Origin of the sequence: Bradyrhizobium valentinum (assembly GCF_001440405.1) — a bacterium.
Lineage (GTDB): Bacteria > Pseudomonadota > Alphaproteobacteria > Rhizobiales > Xanthobacteraceae > Bradyrhizobium > Bradyrhizobium valentinum.
This window is the reverse complement of sequence record NZ_LLXX01000205.1, coordinates 25,287-43,725: the sequence shown is the minus strand read 5'-3', so window position 1 is coordinate 43,725 and position 18,439 is coordinate 25,287. Positions and strand designations below refer to the sequence as shown.

The window sequence follows — 18,439 nt, the reverse complement described above, 5'->3', positions numbered from 1 at the left end:
GGTGTTCGCAAACTCAGCTTACCCCTGACCACCTGCCACCCCATAGGATCTACGACCACTTTCACTTCAGCAATTTCATCGGGTCGGCAGCCTTCTGCCGGAGCTGATCGAAGGTGCATTGCCGCGGCGCTTTGTCGGGCCGCCAGCGCAGGATGGAGGTGCCGTGGCGAAAGCGCTCGCCGCTGAAATGATCGTAGCAAACCTCGACCACGAGCTTCGGCTTCAGCGGACGCCACTTTGCCGAGCGCTCGGTCGTCCATCGGCTTGGCCCGCCCGGTGCATTGCCGGTGAAGCCCGGCGGCGCAATCAGCGATTCGAGCCTTTCCGTCAGCGCCGGCTTCTCGATCTGCTTGATCGCGGAGGTGAAGCCGACATGATGCAAAAGTCCTTCATCGTCATAGAGGCCGAGCAGCAGCGAGCCTGCGACCTTGCGGTTCGCGATTCTGTTGGTGGCGTAACGGAAGCCGCCGACCACGCAATCGGCGCTCCGGAATTTCTTGATCTTCTGCATGCCGTCGCGGTTGCCGGCCTGATAGGGCAGGTCGATCCGCTTGGCGATCACGCCGTCCGAACCGCCGCCGAATTGCTTCAGCCATTTTTGTGCGATCGCATAGCTCGCCGTGGCGGGTGACAGGCGAAACGCCGGCTGCGATTTGAACTGGGCTCTTGCAAAGGCTTCCAGCGCGGGGCGGCGCTCGCGCAGGATAGATCCGGCCAGCTTCCTGTCCGCCGGGCTTCCCAGCAGGTCGAAAGCGAGGAACAGCGCCGGTGTTTCCTGCGACAGTTTCTGGATGCGACTCGCGGCGGGGTGAATCCGCTGCAGCAGATCATCGAACGAAAATGCTTTGCCACGCGGCACGACGATTTCTCCGTCGAGCACGAATATGCTTGCCTTCAAGGCCAGCGCGGCTTGAACCAGCTCGGGGAAATAGCGGGCAAGGTCCTCGCCGGACTTCGAACGGAGATCGACCTTTTCGCCGTGGCGGGACAGCAGGCAACGAAAGCCATCCCATTTGGGCTCGTACTGCCATTCGGCGCCGCGCGGGATGACATCGACAGAGCGTGCCTCCATTGCCGCGAGTGGGGTGGGGCGCCGACGCGCCTTTCCGGATGGCAGGCCCAGGGACTCTTCAACGGGAGACATGCCGTATCAACGCAAACGGCCGGCTATTCGCCGGCCGTGCTCGGAAAAATTATCTTTAAGCGCCGATCAGACCGCAGCCGTGATCCACTGCTGCAGCTTCGCCTTCGGCGCGGCGCCGACCTGGCGCGAGGCCATCTCGCCGCCCTTGAAGATCATCAGGGTCGGGATCGACATCACGCCGTATTTCGAGGCCGTCTTCGGGCTCTCATCGACGTTCAGCTTCACTATCTTGACCTTGTCGCCCATGGCGCCGGAAATCTCGTCGAGCGCGGGGGCGATCATGCGGCAGGGGCCGCACCATTCGGCCCAGAAGTCGACGACCACCGGCCCGGTCGCCTTGAGCACTTCGGCTTCGAAATCGGCGTCAGAAACCTTGCCAACGGCCATGGGAATTACCTCGTTCGGTTAGAAATTAAGGGGCGCGGTCAAGAATCGCGCCCCGGAGATGGATATGGCAAACCTATGAACGCGATCCTGCCGGGTCAAGCGCGGTCACACCGAGATGATGGATGCCAGCTCGGCTTCCAGCGCGGAAGCGGAAATCTCCATTAATTCAGAGCTTTCGGTCCAAAGCAGCGCGGTTCGGACCACCCGCTGCGGATAAAGCTTGACCAGCACCGCCCGGTACAGCGCGAGCTGGCGGACATAGCCCGTCGGCGCCTCGTCAGGCCGGCTTGGCGGGGCATGGTTGGTCTTGAAATCGACGATCAGGACCTCGCTGTCGGTGACGACGAGGCGGTCGATCTGCCCGGACACCAGCGCCGGTCGCCCGCCCGGCCGCTCCAGCCGCCCCACGATCGAGACTTCGGCGCGGCTGCCGGGGGCGAACACCGGCGCGAACCGCGCATCGGCAATCAGGGCCAGCGTGCTTTCGGCCAGCGCCTGCCGTTCCTCCCCGGTCCAGCCGTCGGCGTTGCGGGCCAGATAGGTCAGCGCGGCTTCGCGGCGGCGTTCGGCGGCGATATCCGGCAGCGATTGCAGGAGCCGGTGCACCAGCGTGCCGCGCTGCAGCGCGCGGGCGCGCTGCGTAACCGATTCGGCCGTCCGTACTCGGCGGCTCTCGCCGTCTGCGGGGTCCGAGGGCCGCAGCACGCTTTCCGGGGAAGCCTCGGGCTGCGCCGGCGTCAGCAGCCAGTTGGGCAGCACCATCGGAGCTGGCGAGGATGGCGCAGCAGCGGGAGCGGCCGACAGCGCGGTCTCCTCATCCCGCGTATAGCGCTTCACCCGGCCTGCGGCGGTCTCGATCTCCTGAAGCTGCAAGGTGGAGCTGGCGAGCCCCTTGGTGATCAGGTCGTACCAGGACAGCGGCCGGACATTCTTCATGTTGCCGGGCATGCAGCCGCCGACGATCAGGCGGTCCGCCGCGCGCGTCATCGCGACATAAAGGAGGCGACGGTATTCATCCTCGGTATCGTCGATCATCGCCGCGCGGGCGGTGGCGACAGCCGGAGGATCCTCGGCCTTGCGGCCGGCCCAGACCACCACACCGGGCGCATGCGGATCGGCATTGCCCTGCGGCAGATTGATGAGCTTCAGCCGCTGCGTATCCGAGGGCGAGGTCGTGGTGTCCACCAGGAACACGACGGAGGCCTCCAGCCCCTTGGCGCCATGCACCGTCATGACGCGGACTTCGTCGCGCGAAATTTCCATGTCGCGCTTCACTTCGAGGTCCGCCGTGCGCAACCACGCCATAAAACCCTGCAGCGAGGCCGGTGCCTTGCGTTCGTAGTTCAGCGCCAGCTCCAGAAATTCGTCGAGCGCATCATTGGCCTCGTGTCCGAGGCGGCCCAGGATTCGCGCGCGGCCGCCGTCGCCGCCGAGCAGCCAGGCATAGAACGCGAACGGCGTCTCGCTGGCAAAGCGGCGTTCGCACTGTTCGAGCCGCCACAGCGCATCCCGCAGCCGGCCGTCGGTTGGCGCGCACGCCGTCAATGCCGCGCGCAGCGATCCCTTGCGCTGCCAGGCGATCTTGAACAGGTCGTCATCGCCAAGGCCGAACAGCGGGCTCTTCAGCGCCACCGCCAGCGCCAGATCGTCCTGCGGCAGCAGGAGCGCGTCAGCCAGGTTCATCAGGTCGATGATCGCGATGTGCTCGGTGAGCTTGAGACGGTCGGCGCCGGCGACCGGGATACCGGCATGCTTCAGCGCCTGGATCACGGCATCGAACGCGTTGCCGCGCCGGCGTACCAGCACCAGCATGTCGCCATAGCGCAGCGGCCGGCGGTCGCTTTTGCTGCCGGTCATCACGCCGCTGCCGACCAGCGCCTTGATCTCGGCCTGAATGCGCCGAGCCAGCTTCACTTCGGGGCTGGTCGCGGAGACGCCGTCGAATGGCGCACGCCAGCCTTCGATGTCCTGCCGGTCGTCGGTTTCCGCGAGCTCCCAGAGATCGATCTGGCTCGGGCCTGCGTCGGCCAGCGAATGATGAATCGGATTTCCGATATCGACCGCGTGAATGCTGCGAAAGATATCCTGCTCGCGAAACACCTGATCAACCGCATGCAGGATCGCCGGCCCCGAGCGGAAAGAATAGGTAAAGGACACCGGATCGAACTTCAGGCCGGCGCCCTCGAATTTCCTTTGTAATGCCCGGCGGCGCAAATCGAATTCGCGCGGGGCCGCGCCCTGGAACGAAAAGATCGACTGCTTCTCGTCGCCGACCGCGAACACCGTTCGCAGCACGCCATCGCGCGCGCCTGCGCCGGAGGTGAATTCGGAAATGATGTGCGCGACGATGTCCCATTGCCGGGGGCTGGTGTCCTGCGCCTCGTCGATCAGTACATGATCGACGCCGCGGTCAAGCTTGTAGTGCACCCAGCCCGAGGAGACGCGGTCGAGCATTTCCAGCGTCTTGTCGATCAGATCGTCATAGTCGAGCAGGCCGCGTTCCTGCTTCTCGCGGCGATAGTTCGCCGCTGCAGCGGTTGCGATATATAGCAGCGCCTCAGTGCGGTCGCGCGCCACCAATGCGCGGCGACGTTCGATCAGGGGAAGGACGCGGCCGAATTCCGAATCGAACAATCGACCAACCGCAGGATTCTTTTTGACAAAGCTGTTGGTGACGACCGTTGCTCTTGGCGTGCGTTCGTCTGTGAGAAATAATCCGAGATACGCGTCAACTTGGGCAGCCCCGGTAAATGCCAGCGCCTCACGAAGTCGGTCGGCCTGTTTCTGGTCGGCCTTACTGCTAGTATCCAGAACCATGGCGATTTCCCGCCATTGCGATCGCGGCAGGTTGGGTCCTTCAACGATCTCACGCTCGACGTCTTCAATGCGATCATTGGGACCGACGCCAAGTGCGGCTGAAATCTGCGCGGCGGCCGCCTGCGCGCTGCCGGCGGCATCCGTCCAGGCCATGAAATGATCGCGGCTGAGACAGGCCTCGCGCACGACGTCCTTGAAGGTGACGTCGGCGGCACTCGCCATCGCCGTCATCAGCGCCCGCCCGGTGGGACTGTCGGGATTGCGCGATGCCTCGAGGAAAACCGCGAGATTGGCGCGCTCCATCATCTCGTTCTGGTCGCGGTCGTCGAGCACGGCGAAACGCGCCGGCACGTTGGCCTCGAACGGGAATTGCTGCAGCAGCCGGGTGCACAGCGCGTGGATGGTCTGCACCTTCAGCCCGCCGGGCGTCTCCAGCGCGCAGGCGAACAGTTTGCGTGCCGACTTGCGCAGGCGTGCGTTGGGGTGCGGAATGCCGGCCTCGCGGATCGCCGCGTCCAGCGCGTCGTCGTCGAGCGTCACCCAATGGCCGAGGGTGGTGAACACCCGCTCCGCCATGTTGGCGGCGGCAGCCTTGGTGAAGGTGATGCAGAGGATCTTTTCCGGCGCCACGCCGTCGAGCAGCAGCCGGATCACCCGCTGCACCAGCACATGGGTCTTGCCCGAGCCTGCATTCGCCGAGACAAATGCGGAAGCCGCCGGATCGGACGCGCGCGCCTGCGTCGCGCGAACGGCATCGGGAATGATGCGGGCAGCCTTCACCATTCCTCGATCCCCAGGCCGCCGGCCGCCGACCATTCCTTGATGCGCGCGAGATCGTCATAGGCGCCGTAGCGGTTCGACCACATCGACAGGTTCAGCGAAGTGTAGGCCGTCTCCTCGTTCTCGAATTTGCGGATCAGCGCTTCAAGCTGCTCGCGGGCGTAATCGGCCGCCTCGTCCGGCGGCTGCGGTGTATCGTTGTTCCTGATCTTCAGCTCCAGCGACCGCTGCTCGCCGGGCGGATTGTTGCCGCTGAGCCTGACATAGACGAGTTCGCCGACGGATGAGCCGGCGTGGATATTCTCAAAGCCGCCCTCGCGCAGGATCGCGGCCTCCAGCGTCAGTTGCGGCGACAGGCCCATGCGTACCTGCTTGCCGGTCGGCGGCTGGCCGGTCTTGTAATCGAGGATCGCAAAGCTGCCGTCATGGCGCTGTTCGATCCGGTCGGCGCGTGCCGACAGCGTAAAGATGCGCTCATTGCCGACCGGAATCTTGATCTCGCCCCTGATCTCGGCGGCAATTTTCTCGATATCGTCGCGCCGTGCCAGCTCCCAATCGGCAAACCAGGCGGCGATGCGCTGAAACCGCGGCCACCACAGCGCCCGCGCCTCGGGACGCTCCATCAGCGGCGCGAAATATTTTTCACCGATGCCGCGCAGCACCAGCGCTGGCTGTGGGGGAAGGGCGTCGGCGAATTCTTGCGTGAATTCGCCGAGCGCGTCATGGATCGCCGAACCGCGATCGGCCGCCGACAGCGGCATGTCCACGGGGTCGAGCGGATCGAGCCGCAGGATGTATTTCGCGTAGATCGTATAGGGATCGCGCAGCCAGTCCTCGATCGCCGTAACCGACAGTTTGAGCGGCCGCGTTGCGACGGGTGGCTTCGGCGCCGGCTGCTCGATCGGCTCGACCTCGTCGGGCTGGTCCAGTTCGGCGGCGAAGCGGACGTAATTTTCTCCGGCGGCTTTGGCCGCGTCCCAGCGCGCTTCGCCGGCGACGGCCTCCAACCGGTGCAGAAAGCGCGAGGCGACAGCGGGCGCGCCGCTGACTTTCGCCGAATGGGTCAGGATCACATCGTCCGTTCCCAACAATTGCGCGAAATCGTGCGCGGAAAGGCCGATGCGCCGCTCCGGTAGATCGAGGCCGAGTTCATGGCGCATCGGCCGGCTCAGCCAGGGATCGACCCGCGGCGCCGGCGGCCATACGCCTTCGACCAGCCCGCCAAGAATGACGCGATCGGATTCGGTCAGCCGCGCTTCGAGTTGGCCGTAGATGTGTAGTTGCGCGCTCGCCGATTCCGGCCGCCGCACCATGCGATCGGCATAGGCGGTCTGGAACACATCAGGGTAATCGCCGAGCTGAACCATCAGGCCGCTCGGCTTTTGCTCGGCAAGCAGGTCGTCGAACGCCGCCGACAATGCAGCGCCTTGCGCTTGCTCGAAGACGATTGCAACGCCGTTTTGATCCGACGACAGCGCGATCAGCGTCTCGCGGTGGCGCTGCGCCAGTTCGGCGAAATCGAACGGCTTCGACGTGCCCATGATTTCCAGCGGCGACAGCGCCTTCTGCAATGCCGCGATCAGCGCCTGCGCCTGATCGAGCTCGTCGTCTCTCAACTTCGCGCGCGGCTCGGAGGCGTGAAGCGAGGAGGTCTCATGGCTCCGGAGCTTCCTGAGCTCGACGCGGAAACGATCGAAGTCGCGCGCCAATCCGGCCGTTCCTGCCTGCGGCCGGGTGCCGCGCAGCAGCGCCAGTTCGAGGGTCTCGATGGCGCGCTTGAACGCGCCGTAGGCGCCGCCGAGCCGGAACAGCGGATGTTTCAGCAGCGCAAGCAACGTCGGCGGCTCCAGCCCTCTGGCGGCAGCTTCCGCGGCGAGGCGGGCAAAAATGCCGCTTGGCGTATCCATCAGCGTGTCGCCGCCGGAATCGTCGAATTCGAGATTCCAGCGCGTCAGCGCCGCCATCACCCGGCGCGCCAGCGCGCGATCCGGCGTCACCAGCGCCGCCGATTTACCCAGATGCCGCGCCTCGCGCATCGCCACCGCAATCGCCAGTGCCTCCATCTCCGAATTGGGCGCCTCGACGACGGCAAGCTTGGTCATGCCGCCGGCAATACTTGCGGCAACATCCGGCTGGATCAGGCGGTCGTGCCATTGTTCGGTCGCGCTCGAGGGACGCATCGTCTCCGACACCAGCACGTCGCGCCCATGCTGTGCCGGCATGCCCAGGATTTCGACGTCGCTACGCTTGATGCCGAAGCGATCCAGCAATCCGTGCATCGCGAATTGCGGATGGTTCGAGGAGGGCTGCGTGGTGAATTTGCCTTGCGCGTCCCTGACGCCGCCAATCGTCTGCCAGGCTTCCTCGTCGAGATCGGTATCGAGCCCGGGCAGCACCACCGCGCCCTGCTTCAGGCCGGCCACGGCGTTGAGGAATTTCGCGGTTGCCGGCATCGAGCCGGTCGAACCTGCCGCGACCACCGGCCCCTCATGATGTGCGGTGAGCCGCGCGGCTTCCGCCTCAATCAGGCGGTCGCGCCGTTCCGCAGGTTCGATCCGGCCGATTTCCTTCAGATGCTCCGGCCATGCCTTGCGCGCGATGCGCAGGAATTCCAGCGAGTGCTGCCAGTATTTGTCGAACTGGTCGGGCACCAGTTTGTCGAGTGCTTCCCAGGCGACCCCGCGCGTGACCATGTCGTCCATCAACCGCGCCAGATCGCCGGCCAGCGCCAGCGTCGAGGCCGGGCCGCCGACCACGAGCGGCGCCGACACCGGGCTTTTTGCCCATGCCGCAACCAGATGCGCCAGCGTCAACCGGCGCTCCAGTTCGCCGAGCCTTGGCGGAATGTCGAGCGGCGCGACGCCGCTGAATTGTTCGGAGCCTTCCGCAAACGTCAGCTCGTCCTCGTCGATGTCGCCGAGCGCCACGATGCGCGGCAGGATCGCCGCCTCCGTCTTCAATTCGTCGAGAAAGATTTCTCGCGCCAGCCGCCCGGCGCGCCGGGTCGGCAGATAGAGCGTCGCTCGCGCGAGATTAAGCGGGTTGCTGCGTGCCTCGAATCCGTCGACCAGCCGGCCGTCGACCAGCGCCGCGATGACGGTGCGCAGGAACGGTGCGGAGACGGGAACGCTGAAAACGCGCATGGACTTCCTGATTCGAGGTCAGGGGCCAATATAGGGGGCGATTTGGGGCAGGTCATGGGTTGGACGGTGGCGTCCCCGTTACTCACTGCTAGACCCTCATGGTGAGGAGGCGCTTTAGCGCCGTCTCCGGACGATGCTTCGCATCGCCGGGAGAACCACGAGGCCCCGCTGGTGCCATTCATCCTTCGAGACGCCGCGGAGCCTGTCATCGGGCGCGCGTTCGCGCGACCCGTTGGCGGCTCCTCAGGATGAGGTCTGACACCATACGGAACGCAACTAGGCCACGCTTTCCAGAAACGCTTCTTCCGCGGCCTGCACCGCATCGGGGGTTCCGACATGCATCCAGACGCCGTCGAGCCTGAGGCCGAACAATCGTTCCTGCTCGTTGGCGCGGTCGAACATCTTGGTCAGCGAGAACTCGCTCTTAGGCGCGTCGGCGAAGAGTGACGGCGACATGATCGCGGCTCCCGCATAGACGAACGGCACCACCTGATGCTCTTTCCGCTTGCGCAGCGCGCCGTCCGGCAGCATGGCATAATCGCCGCGGCCGGCATAGCCGATGCTGCTCGTGGTGGGCGCCATCAAGAGCAGGATGTCCATGCGATCAGGATCGAAGGTTTCGGCAAGCCGCGTCAGATTGGGCCGCACGCCGTCGATCCACATCGTATCGGCGTTGAGATGAAAGAACGGCTCCTTGCCAAGCAGCGGCAGCGCCTTCACCACGGCACCGCCGGTGCCGAGCACTTCGTCGCGCTCATCGGAGATGATGATGCGGGGGCGGGGGCGGCCGGCCGTATGCTGAATGATCTGGTCGGGCAGGTAGTGCACGTTGACCACGGCCTCGCTGACACCGGCATCGGCGAGCTTGTCGAGCACATGATCCAGCAACGGCTGGCCTGCCACGCGCACCAGCGGCTTCGGCATGTGGTCGGTTAGCGGGCGCATGCGCAAGCCGAGACCGGCGGCAAGGACCATGGCTTTGGTGGGCGTGACGGGCATTCCTGGAATTTCTTTCCAACCATTCAAATCGCGCCGCGGATCATACCACGGCGATTCGCCTGAACCAGCGACTGTGACGCCTTAGTCGCCGCAGGTGACGGCCATACGACAGCGCCCAGGTGGCCATTTTCAGGTCTCCGCATCCTCCCCGCGCCTGGCGGCCGCCTTCCTCTTCTTGTCGCCCTGCTTGAGGAAATTGACGCCGATCTGATCGCCATTGACCCAAGCTAGTTCGCAGCGCCGATAGGCCAGCCCCGTCGACGACAACAGGAGGAAGAATTCCTTCAGATGCAGGCCCTCGACCGAACCTTCGACCGTCAGCTTGGCGCCGGTCTCGGAGACGTCTTCCATCACGCAGTCGCGCCGCCAGGTGCCGTCGATGCCCATCATGTGCGCCGCAAAGCCACGCTCGAATACGACTCGATCCCCCCGGCGCCGTTCCGCCCCCGCCATGGCTGTCTTTCCGTTTCAAATTGGCATGCGCCATGCCTGCCCGGCGTGGCCGGTTCCAGATTAAAGGCAGGGTGGCTAACAGGAGGTAAATCAGGGCAGCGGCGGCGGCACGTTGGCGGCATACCATTCGCGAACTGCCGATAGCGCCGGATGCGCCAGCGAGCGGTTCAGATAGGTCCAGATCCGGGGCTGGTGGCGCAGATATTGCGGCTTGCCGTCGCGCCGGTTGAGCCGGGCAAAGGTGCCGAGCAGGCGCGTATTCCGCTGCGCCGACATGATGGCGTAAAGCTCGGCGAAGCTGGCCGGATCGAACTGATTATCGGTCACGCGGCGCGCCTTGATGTAGCGGGTCAAGAGCGCCAGCTCGAGCTGTTCGGGAACGTCGAGCCGCGCATCCTGCAGCAGCGACACCAGATCGTAGGCGGCAGGGCCAAGCACGGCGTCCTGGAAGTCGATGATGCCGATGCGCAAAATCCCCGTGCGGTCGCCGAGCCAGATGATGTTGGGCGAATGAAAATCGCGCAGCACCCAGGTCCGCGGCGCAGCCGCGGGTTTCTCGAGCAGCGCGCGCCACATCGTGACGAATTCATCGCGCCGATGATTGCTGATTTCAGCGCCGCGATCCGGCAGATACCATTCGAGCATCAACCGCATCTCGATCAGCCACGTATCGATACCGTAAACCGGAATATCGTAAGTGAGCTGCGGCGCCAGCGGCGCCGTTTCGGGCAGAGTTTCGCGATGAAGCGCCGCCAGCATGTCGGTGGCAGCCTCGTAGCATTCCACGATCGGCCGCGGCGGGTCACCTTCGACAATCGCGGCGCTGCCGAAATCCTCGGTGATGAGAAAACCGGAATCGATATCGGCATGACGGATCGCGGGCGCCGAGAAGCCGTGCGCGCGCAAGCCGTTGTCGATGGCGACGAACGGCTTGACGTCCTCGGCGAGATGAACGGCTGCGCTGTAGGATTTTCCGTCATAGATCGCCGGGCCGTCCGGACGGCGCGGCGAATTCATCAGGATCGACGTGCCGTCGTCGCGGATCAGCCGCGCGTAGGAGCGCGTCGAGGCGTCGCCGGGCATCCGCTCGCGCGCCGCATCCAGGAAGCCGGCGTCGGCTAAAAATTTGCGCAAGGCCTCCAATCGCGCCACCGGCGCCGCCGCCTTGCCATACCCGGTGATTTCGGCGGCGCGCGCGGTGGATCCAAGGGCGGGGCGATGGCTGAAGGCGATGTCGATGCGATCTTCGGGCAGCGCGTCCGGTGCGCGCTCCGGCCACTCGATCAGCGCCAACGTGCCCTCCGGCAACGGCGACAATCCGATTTCCTCCAGCTCGCTCGCATCATTGATGCGGTAGAGATCGGCGTGGAGAAGCGGAAACGGCAGGTCGTAGCTCTGCGCCAGCGTGAACGTGGGGCTTGGTACTTCCAGCGCGGAATCGTTGGCGAGATAGCGGATCATCGCCCGTGCCGCGGCCGTCTTCCCCGCGCCGAGATCGCCCGAAAGCGTAATCACGTCACCCGGGCCGACCAGGAGCGCGAGGTCGGCCATCAGATGCGCTGTTGCCGTCTCGTTCGCGAGCGCCACCGTAAATGTCGCTGATACGGTCATTCGGCGGCGTTGCGATGCGCGTTCTGGTCGATCGGAAAATCGCAGGCGACCGTCGTGCCCTTGCCGACCACCGAATCGACGCGCACCTTGCCGCCATGCAGTTCGACAAAGGAGCGCACCAGCGACAGGCCGAGGCCGGCGCCGCGATGCCGCGAGCCGTGCGAGTGGCTCTCGAACCAGTCGAACACCTTGTCTTTCACGTCAGCCGGAATGCCGGGACCGGAATCGCTGACGGTGAAGATCACACGATTATCGGTTCGCCGCGCGCTGATTGTGACCGCGGCATCGTGCGGCGAGAAACCGACGGCGTTGGCGAGCAGGTTATAGAGCACCTGCACCACGCGCCGCTCGTCGCCGGTGAAGTTGCCGATATCGGGATCGATATCCACCCTGAGTTCGATGCGATCGGTCGCCAGCCGGTCCTGAATGCCTTCGGCGGCAGCCTGGATGGCTTTTTCAATATTGACGGGGCCGAGCTCGAGCTTCATTGCGCCGGCATCGATGGTGGCGAGATCGAGGATGTTGTTGGTGAGCGCCAGCAGCGCGTTGGTCGACTTGGTGACGTAGTCGAGATACTCGGCCTGCTTCTGCGTCAGCGGGCCGGTTGAGGGATCGCTGAGGAAATGCGCAAAGCCGATGATGGTGGTGAGCGGCGCGCGTAGTTCGTAGGACACGTGGTGGACGAAATCCACCTTCATCTGGTCGGCGGCTTCGAGCGCCTCGTTGCGCTCGCGCAGCGCGCGCTCGACATTTTCGGTGTCGGTGATGTCCTGGAAGGTCAGCATGGTCGCGCCGTCGGGTAGCGGCATGGTCATGCAGTCCAGCACGCTGCCGTCCTTGCGCTCGAGCTTCAGCGCTACCTGCGCACGATTCTCGATCGCGGTGATCGCCTCGCGCAGCGCCCGCCAGGTCAGCGCGTCATCAAACAGCGGCTTGCACCAGGCTTCCACGGTCTCGATGTGGGGTTGCTCTTTCAGCGATTCCGCCGACAGCTTCCACATCTTCGCGAAAGCGGGATTGAACAGTTCCACGCGGCCATTGCTGCCGAACACCGCGACGGCTTCTGCCAGATTGTCGAGCGTTTCGTGCTGGACCCGGCTCAGCCGGTCGTACCGGCGTGCGAGATCAAGGCTCTCGGTGACATTGTCGAACAAATAGGTGACGCCGCCTTCGAGATTCGGAGTGGTGACGACGCTGACGGCGCGGCCGTCGGGCAGGAACCAGGTGTAGGTCTCCGGCTCGACGGCGCGATAGGCTTGGTGCAGCTTGGCCTTCCAGGCCCGGAAATCCGGTTGCTCGGGCAGCTTGCGCGCCGCGCGCAGCCGGTCGAGCACGCTTGAATCGTCGGGATTGGAGTCGAGGAAGGCCTGATCGAGGCCCCACAGCCGCCGGTAGGATTCATTGTAGAAGGCAAGCCGCCGCTGACCGTCGAATACGGCCACCCCCGACGACAACTGGTCGAGGGTACGGCGATGGGCTTCCGCCATCCGCTCCATGGCGTCGCGCAACGCGGTTGCCTCGCTGGCGTCGATGGCGATGCCGGCGCTGCCGCCGCCGAGCTTGAGCGTCTGAACGTCATAGATGCGCCGCTCGCCGCCGACCACGATCGGCAGCCGCGCGCTGAAGGTGGAATTGTCGTTCAGCACCCGGCCCATCTCGGCGCGCTGGTCTTTCTCCAGCAGTTCGAGGTTGCGGTGGATCGTATCCGCGACGCTTGCGCCCTCGGTGGCGCGCACATAGGCAGCGTTCGCGTAACGCAGATTGCCTTCTGCGCTCTTGGCCCACATCGGCCAGGGCGCCGCGGCGGCGAAGTCGCGCAAGAGCTCGGTTTCCTCCAACAGCGTCCGGTAGCGGAGATTGGACTCGGCGAGTTCCCGGCGCAACCCGCCGAGTTCGCGAATCCGCACAATGGCTTGCCCTCCGATGGCGCGGCCCATCGCTTCGATGGCGCGGCCGTTCGAGGTGGAGAGATTGAGCAGAAAGCCTTCGCCGGCCTCGCGTAGCGCATCCACCGCATGGTCCATCCGCAGCGCCGGTTCCGGTGGCAACCAGGTTCCAAAGGCGAGGATGCGTTGCGGGGAATTCGACAGCGCGTCCTGCGAGATCAGCAGCGAGGTGTCGCCGCTGATCTGGGGCCGGTTGTCGCCCGCGGCCCAAGCGATCAGGATCTGGGGCTCGGCGAACAAGAGCGCGCGCAGCCGGTCGGCCTGCACCTGGAGGTCGGCGATATCGGAGCGCAGGTTTAGTTCCGTTCGGGTGGCCTTAATGCGCGTGCGCATCAACAGGATCGCAGCGACGACGGTAAAGCCAAGCAGCGACAGCGCCGTCGTCAGCACGGCGAATTCCTGGTGATTGAGGTCGACCAAGGCCGAAATTGTCTGCGTGATGGTCGAATCAGCGGCCAATGCGGGTTCCGGCGCGGCGGAGAGGACGGTGGCGAGCGCAATCACACCGTGGCGCGCCAGTGAGGTGCACGACAGCAGGTTTCGACGCATCGCCGCGACTACGCCCGACATTATTTGCCCCAAGAACGCACGACTGCAGGCCCGGCGCTACCCCCAGCGCATAATCCGCCAAAGTGTGAGCGGTTTGGCGTGGAGATTATGCGCCGACTAATAGGAGTGAGCGCGCCCGGACGCAAAACCGGACCCCACTTTTGCTGGTCGCGCTCTGCACGAATCGGGTCGAGAGTATCCCCTTCGGGAGTCAGCCGGTAAGAGTCCAGATCGTGAACGCAAATTTGGCTGTGAAAAATTCGGCCGTTACCGTTGAGAGTTGTCTTTACTAACAGATTCAGCGTCCAGTCGAGCCGAAACCGCCACTGCCGCGGTCGGTTGTTGAAAGCGACACCACCGGAACGAGTTGCGCCTGCACGACAGGCGCGATCACCATCTGCGCGATCCGCTCGCCGCGCCGGACCGGGAACGGCGCGTCGCCATGATTGACCAAGAGCACGTTGACCTCACCGCGGTAATCCGCGTCCACCGTGCCCGGCGAATTCAAGACGGTAACGCCATGTTTGGCGGCAAGCCCGGAACGTGGCCGTACCTGGGCCTCAAAGCCCGAAGGCAGCGCGATCGTCAGCCCGGTCGGAACCATCGCGTATTTCCCCGGGGGCAGGATCAAGGGCGTGTCCGCCGGGACTGCCGCGAGCAGGTCGAGCCCGGCGGCGTCGGCGCTCTGATAGGCCGGCAGCGCGAGACCTTCGCCGTGCGGCAATTGGCGGATGTCGACCTTCACTGTCGCGTTCACGAACTCTTCTCCACGGTTTTGGCAATCTTCGCCACCAGTTCGGCTGCGACCTGTTCCTTGGTCATTACCGGCCAGGAGTCCACCTTGATGTTGTCGATGTTGATATCGCCGTCGCGCGTCAGCAGATGAACGGTGTTGCGGTCGCCGCCCATCACGCCTAGCGCGGGCGAGACGTCGTTGGCGACGATCCAGTCGCAGCCCTTGCGCGCGATCTTGGCCTTGGCGTTGTCGATCAGATGCTCGGTCTCGGCGGCAAACCCGATCACCAGCGGCGGGCGCTTGTCCTTCAGTTTCGAGATCGTCGCGAGAATGTCCGGGTTTTCCACCAGTTGCAGCGGTGGCATGCCGGCGGAAGTCTTCTTCAGCTTCTGCTCGCCTTCATTGGCGACCCGCCAGTCGGCGACGGCGGCCGCGAAGATCGCAACATCGGCCGGCAAGGCGGCTTCGACCCGATGCAGCATGTCGCGCGCCGATTCCACCCGGATAACGGTCACGCCTGCGGGATCGCGCAATTCGACCGGGCCGGAGACCAGCGTGACATCGGCGCCCGCTGCCTGCGCGGCGGCGGCGATGGCAAAGCCCTGTTTGCCGGAGGAACGGTTGGCGATATAGCGCACGGGGTCGATCGCCTCATGCGTCGGCCCCGCCGTGATCAGCACGCGCTTGCCTGTGAGCGGACGCGGCCGCGGCGGGCGGAGAATGTCGGCGGCAGCGGCAGCGATTTCGATCGCCTCCGACATCCGTCCGACGCCGGCCTCGCCCGTTTCAGCCATCTCGCCGACATTGGGGCCGATCATATGGATGCCGTCGCGCCGGAGCTGCAGCACGTTGCGGCGGGTGGCGGCGTTGTTCCACATCAAGGGGTTCATCGCCGGCGCCACCAGAATCGGCCGGTTCGCCGCCAGCAGGATGGCGCTGGCGAGATCGTCGGCGTGGCCGTGCGCCATCTTCGCCATCAGATCCGCGGTTGCCGGCGCCACCACGATCAAATCGCATTCGCGCGCCAGACGGATGTGACCGGCGTCGAATTCGCTGCCGGGGTCGAACAGGTCAGTGTAGACACGCTCGTGCGACAGTGCGCTGGCGGAAAGCGGTGTGACGAATTGCTGCGCGGCCTTGGTCAGCACGCAGCGGACGTCGATGTGGCGCTCCTTCAGGCGCCGGATCAGTTCCAACGATTTGAAGGCAGCGATGCCGCCGCCGATGATCAGGGTGACATTCCGCTCGCTGGAAGGGCTGACGGACCGCAAGGTCTGCCCGGGGGCTTCTGTGGACGGTGGCGGGGAGGCGCCGCCTGGTAATTCGGGGCGCCCCTGTATCAGCTCCCCGAGGATGACCCGGACTTCCTCTTCGACCGAGCGGCCGTTGCCCGCCGAGCGAAGACGCAAATAGGCTTTGACGGTTTCGTCGAGTTTTCGGATGGTCAGGCTGGCCATGGCGGCCTCCGGCGAACGCAATCAATGCTATCACACTATGACAGCATTGCAATCACAACTGTCGGATGGCGATCAAAATTCCGATAAAGGTCGCCGCGATGATCCAGAGCGCCACCGTCCGCCAGCGGCTCTTGCGGCCCTCGGCGCGGCCCATGGCCGCAATGGTGTCCGGTGACAGCGTCATGCCCTCCCGGGTCATCTTCTCCATGTTCTCGAGCACGGCAACCGCCCGGGAAGCGATCGCCGGCAGGCTCGCCGCCACGCGACCGAGTTCGCCGGCGCCGGACATTGCGCCCTGAACCCGCCCCAGGGGGCCGAGATTGCGCTCGATCCATTCGCGCACCACGGGATCGGCCACCTTCCAGATATCGAGCTTGGGGTCGAAGCCGCGCGCCACTCCTTCGACCACCACCATGGTCTTTTGCAGCAGGATCAGTTCGGGCCGGGTCTGCATGTCGAACAGCCCGGTGACCTCAAGCAGTAGCGTCAACAGCTTCGCCATCGAGATTTCTTCGGCGGTGCGATTGTGGATCGGCTCACCGATGGCGCGGATGGCTTGCGCGAAATTCTCGACCGAGTGATGGCCCGGCACATAGCCGGCCTCGAAATGCACCTCCGCGACGCGGCGGTAGTCGCGCGTGATGAAGCCCAGCAGAATCTCCGCAAGGAAACGCCGTTCCTTCACCCCGAGCCGGCCCATAATGCCGAAATCGACGGCCACCAGCCGGCCGGCTTCGTCGAGAAACAAATTGCCGGGATGCATGTCGGCATGAAAGAAGCCGTCGCGCAGTGCATGACGGAGGAAACTCTGGATCACCTTGCGGCCGAGATCGGGCCGGTCGACATGCAATTGCTCGAGCCGCGCGTGGTCGTTCAGCGCGACGCCGTCGATCCATTCCATCGTCAGCACGTTGTGGGTGGTGCGGTCCCAATCGACGGTCGGCACGCGGAAATCCGGATCGTCGCGGGTGTTCTCCGCCATCTCCGACAGCGCCGCCGCTTCGAGCCGCAGGTCCATCTCCATCGCGACCGAGCGCGACATCGTGTTGATGACTTCGATCAGCCGCAGCCGGCGCGCTTCGGCCGAATGCGCTTCCGCATTATGCGCGACGAAGAAAAAATCGGAGAGATCGCGGCGGAAGCGCGCGGCCACATGGGGCCGCAGCACTTTTACGGCGACCGGCTGGCGTACGCCATCGCGCTCGATCTCGCCGCGATGCACCTGTGCGATCGAGGCGGCGGCGACCGCCGGCCCGAAGCTGACAAACGCTTTAGCCAGAGGGCGTTCCAGCGACGCGGCGATCACGGCCTCGGCTTCGCTTTGCGAAAACGGCGGCAGCCGGTCCTGCAGGCTTTCCAGATCGCGGGCCATCGCGACGCCGACCACGTCGGGCCGGGTCGCCAGAAACTGTCCGAGCTTGAGGTAAGCAGGGCCGAGCCGTGTCAGCGCGCGCGATAGCCGCGGACCGGATTTGACGCCGGGGCGTTCGATCAATCGCGCCAGCCGGAGCGCGAGCTGACCGGGCGGTGGCACCAGGCTCGGATCGACGACGCCGAACACGCCTTCGCGCGCGAACACGTAAGCGGCGCGGACGAGCCGCGCGATGTGAGTGGCCGCAGAAATCACAAACGCCAGCCCGAATGCAACGCCACGATACCGCCGGAAAGGCTTTCCCACTTCACCCGCGAAAAGCCGGCGTCGCGGATCATCTCGGCAAATACACTGGGCCGGGGAAATTTCCGGATCGATTCCACGAGATACTGATAGGATTCAGCATCGCCTGTCACGGCGCGGCCGAGCGGCGGAATCACCTTGAACGAGAACAGGTCATAGAGCCGGTCGAGCCCCGGAACATCGACGGTGGAGAATTCCAGGCACAAAAATCTGCTGCCGGGCCGCAGCACGCGATAGGCTTCGCGCAGCGCGGCGTCGATCCGCGGCACGTTGCGAATGCCAAACGCAATGGTGTAGGCGTCGAAAGAACGCGCCGGAAACGCCAGTGCCTCGGCATTGCCCTCGACAAAAGACACCTGCTGGTCGAGATGACGCGTGAGCGCGCGGTTGCGGCCAACCTCGAGCATGTCGGTATTAATGTCGCAGACAGTGGCGTGGAAGCCTGCGCCTGCCGCCCCGGCTGCGCGGAAGGCGATATCGCCGGTGCCGCCGGCGACGTCGAGCAGCGCAAACGGCGCATCGCCCTTCGGCGGATTGAGCGCATTGATCATGATGTCTTTCCAGACCCGGTGCAGGCCTACGGACATCAGGTCGTTCATCAGGTCGTAGCGGGACGCCACGCTGTGAAATACGTCGTTCACCAGCGTCTGCTTGTCGCCCAGGGGCACGTCCCTGTAGCCAAAATGGGTGGTTTGATCCGGCCGATCCATCACTTTACTCCATTACCGGACCATAGCGCGCC

The 18,439-nt window shown here is 64.8% G+C and carries 12 protein-coding genes; all 12 read right to left on the bottom strand.

The window, feature by feature from the left end; genetic code table 11:
- Nucleotides 1-61 precede the first annotated feature (61 nt).
- Nucleotides 62-1,144, bottom strand: coding sequence for an ATP-dependent DNA ligase (locus tag CP49_RS35910; RefSeq protein ID WP_420807683.1), 1,083 nt, complete (start codon nt 1,142-1,144; stop codon nt 62-64).
- A gap of 66 nt (nt 1,145-1,210) precedes the next feature.
- A complete protein-coding gene (trxA, locus tag CP49_RS35905; protein ID WP_016847387.1) occupies nt 1,211-1,531 on the bottom strand; it encodes a thioredoxin in 321 nt (106 codons plus the stop codon).
- 105 nt (nt 1,532-1,636) lie between these two features.
- Entirely contained in the window at nt 1,637-5,131 is a 3,495-nt protein-coding gene (addA, locus tag CP49_RS35900; RefSeq protein ID WP_057854833.1) for a double-strand break repair helicase AddA, read from the bottom strand.
- Entirely contained in the window at nt 5,125-8,271 is a 3,147-nt protein-coding gene (addB, locus tag CP49_RS35895) for a double-strand break repair protein AddB (protein WP_057854832.1), read from the bottom strand. Before addB ends, addA begins: the two co-directional genes overlap by 7 nt.
- 276 nt (nt 8,272-8,547) lie before the next feature.
- Nucleotides 8,548-9,270, bottom strand: coding sequence for a nucleotidyltransferase family protein (locus tag CP49_RS35890; protein WP_057854831.1), 723 nt, complete (start codon nt 9,268-9,270; stop codon nt 8,548-8,550).
- Between the two features lie 129 nt (nt 9,271-9,399).
- Complete coding sequence (locus tag CP49_RS35885; protein WP_057854830.1) at nt 9,400-9,723, bottom strand: PilZ domain-containing protein; 324 nt, start codon at nt 9,721-9,723, stop codon at nt 9,400-9,402.
- A gap of 90 nt (nt 9,724-9,813) precedes the next feature.
- A complete protein-coding gene (gene tsaE, locus CP49_RS35880; RefSeq protein WP_057854829.1) occupies nt 9,814-11,334 on the bottom strand; it encodes a tRNA (adenosine(37)-N6)-threonylcarbamoyltransferase complex ATPase subunit type 1 TsaE in 1,521 nt (506 codons plus the stop codon).
- On the bottom strand, nt 11,331-13,850 hold the full coding sequence (locus tag CP49_RS35875) for a PAS domain-containing sensor histidine kinase (protein WP_057854828.1): 2,520 nt from the start codon (nt 13,848-13,850) through the stop codon (nt 11,331-11,333). Before CP49_RS35875 ends, tsaE begins: the two co-directional genes overlap by 4 nt.
- A gap of 277 nt (nt 13,851-14,127) precedes the next feature.
- Nucleotides 14,128-14,586 (bottom strand): dUTP diphosphatase, encoded by a 459-nt coding sequence (gene dut, locus CP49_RS35870; RefSeq protein ID WP_057854827.1) that lies wholly within the window; start codon nt 14,584-14,586, stop codon nt 14,128-14,130.
- Nucleotides 14,583-16,022, bottom strand: coding sequence for a bifunctional phosphopantothenoylcysteine decarboxylase/phosphopantothenate--cysteine ligase CoaBC (coaBC, locus tag CP49_RS35865; protein WP_057854838.1), 1,440 nt, complete (start codon nt 16,020-16,022; stop codon nt 14,583-14,585). The genes dut and coaBC overlap by 4 nt, the downstream gene beginning before the upstream one ends.
- Before the next feature lie 52 nt (nt 16,023-16,074).
- Nucleotides 16,075-17,649 carry a 2-polyprenylphenol 6-hydroxylase gene (gene ubiB, locus CP49_RS35860; RefSeq protein WP_057854826.1) on the bottom strand — a complete coding sequence of 525 codons (1,575 nt, stop codon included), beginning with the start codon at nt 17,647-17,649 and terminating at the stop codon, nt 16,075-16,077.
- Nucleotides 17,646-18,407, bottom strand: coding sequence for a bifunctional demethylmenaquinone methyltransferase/2-methoxy-6-polyprenyl-1,4-benzoquinol methylase UbiE (ubiE, locus tag CP49_RS35855; RefSeq protein WP_057854825.1), 762 nt, complete (start codon nt 18,405-18,407; stop codon nt 17,646-17,648). The genes ubiB and ubiE overlap by 4 nt, the downstream gene beginning before the upstream one ends.
- Nucleotides 18,408-18,439 lie beyond the last annotated feature (32 nt).

What these genes read in the sequence shown, in the direction of transcription:
- ubiE (WP_057854825.1), bottom strand. Translation starts at nt 18,407, where the DNA reads ATGGATCGGCCGGATCAAACCACCCATTTTGGCTACAGGGACGTGCCC.
- addB (WP_057854832.1), bottom strand. Translation starts at nt 8,271, where the DNA reads ATGCGCGTTTTCAGCGTTCCCGTCTCCGCACCGTTCCTGCGCACCGTC.
- coaBC (WP_057854838.1), bottom strand. Translation starts at nt 16,022, where the DNA reads ATGGCCAGCCTGACCATCCGAAAACTCGACGAAACCGTCAAAGCCTAT.
- trxA (WP_016847387.1), bottom strand. Translation starts at nt 1,531, where the DNA reads ATGGCCGTTGGCAAGGTTTCTGACGCCGATTTCGAAGCCGAAGTGCTC.
- CP49_RS35885 (WP_057854830.1), bottom strand. Translation starts at nt 9,723, where the DNA reads ATGGCGGGGGCGGAACGGCGCCGGGGGGATCGAGTCGTATTCGAGCGT.
- CP49_RS35910 (WP_420807683.1), bottom strand. Translation starts at nt 1,144, where the DNA reads ATGTCTCCCGTTGAAGAGTCCCTGGGCCTGCCATCCGGAAAGGCGCGT.
- tsaE (WP_057854829.1), bottom strand. Translation starts at nt 11,334, where the DNA reads ATGACCGTATCAGCGACATTTACGGTGGCGCTCGCGAACGAGACGGCA.
- addA (WP_057854833.1), bottom strand. Translation starts at nt 5,131, where the DNA reads ATGGTGAAGGCTGCCCGCATCATTCCCGATGCCGTTCGCGCGACGCAG.
- CP49_RS35890 (WP_057854831.1), bottom strand. Translation starts at nt 9,270, where the DNA reads ATGCCCGTCACGCCCACCAAAGCCATGGTCCTTGCCGCCGGTCTCGGC.
- CP49_RS35875 (WP_057854828.1), bottom strand. Translation starts at nt 13,850, where the DNA reads ATGTCGGGCGTAGTCGCGGCGATGCGTCGAAACCTGCTGTCGTGCACC.